We start from the raw sequence: 4,797 nt of genomic DNA, 5'->3' as shown, positions 1-4,797 counted from the left end.
GAATCATTGTCAGCCTCTGAGTCGGTTTCAACATTAGAATCAACTTCAGCGTCTGAGTCGGTTTCAGCCTCTGAATCTGTCTCTACTTCTGAATTAGCATCAGCCTCTGAGTCATTGTCAGCATCGTTGAGCAGTTCAGTATCAGAAAGCCAGTCAGTCTCTACTTCGGTTTCAGTTTCGACATCAGTATCTGCATCTGAGTCAGCATCATTGAGTACCTCTGCCCCTGAATCAACTTCAACATCAGTAAGTACTTCAGTTTCAGTGAGTCAATCACAATCAGGATCAACATCTGGTAGCGGTTCATACTCTAACTCAATGAGCCAATCAATTTCTCATTCAGAGTCATTGTCTGCATCCGAATCAGCAAGTGGATCACAAAAACACAGCCAGTCTGTGGTGCTTCCAAATACTGGCGAAACAGGATCTGTAACATCAGCTCTTCTCGGAGTAGTTACAGGGTTAGCTGGAATTGCTGGACTTACCCGACGTAAAAAGAAGGGGAACTGATCTAGTAGGAAATATCATTTTTTTCGAGTGAATCTCATAGGAGATTCACTTTTTTTCTAGTAGAATGAGGTGTTTTTAATGTGTTACAAAAAAATTTGAAAATTAAACGATAATATATAAGTTTTTTGTAGCAAATTACTTGAATCTACGTAGTATTGCTGTATAATGAATAATGACTACAATGTAAGGGGAATATCATGCAATTTAAGCGTTCAAAAGGAAACTTTCGTGAAACAGATCGTGTCGTACGCTTCAAATTAATTAAATCAGGAAAAAATTGGCTTCGAGCATCAACAGCTGCTCTAGGCCTCTTTCGCGTGGTGCGTGGGCAAGTGGAGGAGACCATCATTGCCAACGTGCAGCAAGATCAAATAGAAAGTCATAAGCATAACCAAGCCTTCTTAAAAGGTTTGATTACGGTAGGGACTGTTTTTGGGGGTGCTGTGATTGCTACGACTGCTAAGGCGGAGGATGCAACATCACTTGCACCAACGGTTTCTGAGACAAAAGAGGAAACCTTGGCAGAAGTGGATAGTGTTGTCTTAGCGAAAACTTCAAGCCAACCTTCAGAATCCAGCTCTGTTTCAGGATCAACCAGCCTTTCTACATCTGTGAGTGCATCTGCTTCGATCAGTGAATCCGCTTCTTTATCCTTGAGCGAAGTTGTATCAACTGCATTATCAACGGCACTTAGCGAGTCTACCCAAGCTCTAGAGTCAGAAGCAGGTATTGAAGAGCCAACTAGTTTAGAAGAAGCCACTGTTTTAGAACAAAATACCTCTGAAGCTGAATTGCTTCAAGAAATTGCAGGGAATTACGCATCTAAAATGACGGACACCGATCGCCGAGCAGTGGTCGAAGCGGTCATTAACAAAGTGCAGGCTGAAGTGGCTGCAAGCAATAACTTGATCCACACCAATGCCAGTGCGCAAGCTTATGCTGACCAGCGCGATCGTTTGGAGAAAGCTGTCGATGAGATGATGACGACCTTGACAGCTGCAGGTTTTGTGGGAAATACGAATATAGATGGGAAACCTGCGATCTCTGCTCAGTTGGCTCCTCTAGCTGAGGAAACATACTTGGCTGATGATGTATTGGATATGACCCCGAACCCAGAAGATCCCAATGGTGCGAGTGTAGAAGATCCTACACTTGACACACCAGGATATGCTAAGGATCCTCATCTAGATAAAGATCTCTTAAGATTTTCGCCTGAAGAGTTGAAAAATTTTTTAGGTGAACCCTACACCAATCGTTATACATTTGGTATTTGGGACTTTGTGAATAAACAAGGAGAGTCACTTGGTTACTATGCGACTATGTCGATTGATATCAGTGAGATAGATCCGGAAAAGCATAAGGCAATGGATGTTTATTTCCGCATTGTCCGAAAATCAGATGGGGCTGAAATTTTTTCACAAACTGTATCTCCAGAAGGATATGGCCAAGATATTCAATTACCAAAAGAAGTACTAATTGGTCAGGCTCCCCTTGGGAACAAGGTTTTTAATTCGGAACCTTCTACAGGTAATGGGACCTTTGGAATGCTGACGAATTTTATTCCGGAACAGGCTTTCTTATTCCGGAGTATTTATGATGTCATGACGCCTGAGAATCAAGGGCAATTGATTAGGACGTATCCTAGTATCAAAATTCCATCTATGATGGGACAACAATCGACCTTCTATAGAGAAGTGGACCCGAATGGTAGATGGTTTAATGGGCAATATGAACCAACGGGGAAAGAAAGATCCTTACTAGAGTATAGAATCTACGGATTGGAAGGCCAGCATTATACAGCTTCCAATCCACGCGAATTTCCTGGTTATGTACAGGTCCCAGCGCACACCGTGTTCCCGAATCGTAAAAGTGGGGTGTTCGATAATAGTAAGAATGGGAAATCAAGAATTGAACTATTAGGGGATGCGCGTGAGCATTTCATTAAAAGTGAAGTTGTCACCCTTAATCAAAATGGTGATTATTCTCTTCGCTACTATGTTTTAGATCCTTCTAAAATACATGATGTTAGTAGTGGTGATGTAGGAAATGCTAAGGTAACCGATGTATATACACTTGTTTATGAAAAAGAATTTAAACAAGATAATACGGATAACCTTTCAGATTTAGGTGGAACTCGTAAAGTTGAAAGTAAAAACAAGGACTACTTCCTAAATGTCACACCAAAACGAATAGATTACCAACATTTTGAGTTGGATATTACAGGTTGGTTCTCTAGTAAGGAGACAGTTACATACACTGATGAGAAAACAGGAATAGAATATACTGTTCCAAAACCATTCACGGAACTTCCAAAATCGGCCTACCTCGATAAAAATACGACCATGGTCGTTGGAGAAGATGCAACACCTCAAGGAGCAGATGGTTTTTCCAACTTCAAACAAACGATCAAAAAAATAGTAGATTCATACCCCTTAACGAGTGTGAATTATTACTATCGGAAGATGACACCGTCAGAATCTACTTCACAATCTCAAAACTTCTCGATTTTAACTTCAGAGTCACTAGTTTCAGAATCCATTTCATCTTCTCAATCTGTTTCGGTCAGTGAGTCCGTTTCCTTGTCACAAGCATCTAGCTCCGCCAGTCAATCAGATTCACAGGTTTCAACCTCGATTTCCTTGTCACAATCTGTATCGACAAGCGAATCCAACTCGTTGATCCAAGAATCGATTTCAGCAAGTCAGTCGGAATCCTTGGTTCAAGCCTCGGTCTCTGCTAGCCAGTCCGATTCGTTAGTACAAGCCTCCGTTTCAGCGAGTCAGTCCGATTCGTTGGTACAAGCCTCCGTTTCAGCCAGTCAGTCTGAGTCGTTGATTCAAGCATCAGTTTCTGCCAGTCAGTCCGATTCGCTTGTTAAAGAATCTGTATCCGCCAGTCAGTCAGACTCCTTGGTTCAAGCCTCAGTTTCTGCTAGTCAATCAGACTCGTTGGTTCAATCGTCGGTTTCAGCAAGCCAGTCAGAGTCCTTGATTCAAGCATCAGTTTCCGCCAGTCAGTCAGAGTCGCTGGTCCAAGATTCAGTTTCCGCCAGCCAATCAGATTCATTGATTCAGGAATCTGTATCAGCGAGTCAGTCCGATTCCTTGATTCAGTCATCTGTATCATCTAGCCAATCAGAATCCTTGGTTCAGGCATCTGTTTCAGCTAGCCGATCCGAATCGTTAGTACAAGAATCCGTTTCTGCCAGTCAATCAGACTCGTTGATTCAAGAATCCGTTTCAGCTAGTCAGTCAGACTCGTTGGTTCAAGCGTCCGTCTCAGCTAGTCAGTCAGAGTCACTGGTTAAAGAATCCGTTTCTGCCAGTCAGTCAGAGTCGTTGCTTCAGGAATCCGTATCAGCCAGTCAGTCCGAGTCACTGGTTCAAGCCTCCGTATCTGCCAGCCAGTCAGATTCATTGGTACAAGCCTCCGTTTCAGCTAGCCGGTCAGAGTCATTAGTTCAAGCGTCGGTTTCTGCAAGTCAGTCAGAGTCACTGGTTCAGGAATCGGTTTCCGTCAGTCAGTCTGACTCGTTGCTTCAGGCATCTGTATCTGCCAGTCAATCAGATTCCTTGGTTCAAGTCTCGGTTTCAGCCAGCCAGTCTGAGTCGTTGGTTCAGGCATCTGTATCGGCAAGTCAATCCGACTCGTTGGTTCAAGCCTCAGTTTCTGCCAGTCAGTCAGAGTCGTTGCTTCAGGAATCCGTTTCTGCCAGCCAGTCTGATTCCTTGGTTCAAGAATCAGTTTCTTCAAGCCAATCGGAGTCGCTGGTTCAAGAGTCGATTTCAGCGAGTCAATCAGAGTCATTGATTAAAGAATCTGTATCAGCGAGTCAATCCGACTCACAATCAAAAGCAGCATCAGCATCTAAGAGTGAGTCTGAAAAAGCCTCGAAATCTGTTTCGTTGAGTCAGTCGGTATCCTTATCTAATTTAGCATCTAGATCAATTTCTGTGTCTCAATCGCAGTCAACATCGGCGGTTGGATCGGAGGAAGTGGTTTCTCAACTGATTTCCTTGTCACAATCTATTTCGATGAGCAAAAAGCTGTCAGAATCCGTTTCAGCCAGCCAGTCTGAGTCGTTGATTCAAGCATCAGTTTCTGCCAGTCAGTCAGAGTCACTGGTTCAAGAATCAGTTTCTGCAAGTCAGTTAGACTCGTTGGTTCAAGAGTCAGTTTCTGCGAGCCAATCCGAGTCGTTGGTACAAAAATCAGTTTCCGCGAGTCAGTCAGAGTCGTTAGTACAAGAATCCGTTTCAGCAAGTCAATCTGAGTCCTTGGTTCAGG

2 protein-coding genes are annotated in these 4,797 nt (G+C 43.3%); both read left to right on the top strand.

The window, feature by feature from the left end; genetic code table 11:
* The coding region (locus HMPREF3002_RS11155) for an LPXTG cell wall anchor domain-containing protein (protein WP_176745556.1) at positions 1 to 510 on the top strand (510 nt) is incomplete at its 5' end.
* A gap of 197 nt (positions 511 to 707) precedes the next feature.
* Positions 708 to 4,797, top strand: a 4,090-nt coding sequence (locus HMPREF3002_RS02270) for an accessory Sec-dependent serine-rich glycoprotein adhesin (protein WP_141754474.1), incomplete at its 3' end; no start/stop codon positions are given.

This window comes from Streptococcus sp. HMSC065E03, assembly GCF_001815045.1.
Taxonomy (GTDB): Bacteria; Bacillota; Bacilli; order Lactobacillales; family Streptococcaceae; genus Streptococcus; species Streptococcus parasanguinis_AD.
The sequence above is the reverse complement of the archived record's forward strand: the minus strand, read 5'-3'. Positions and strand labels throughout refer to the sequence as shown.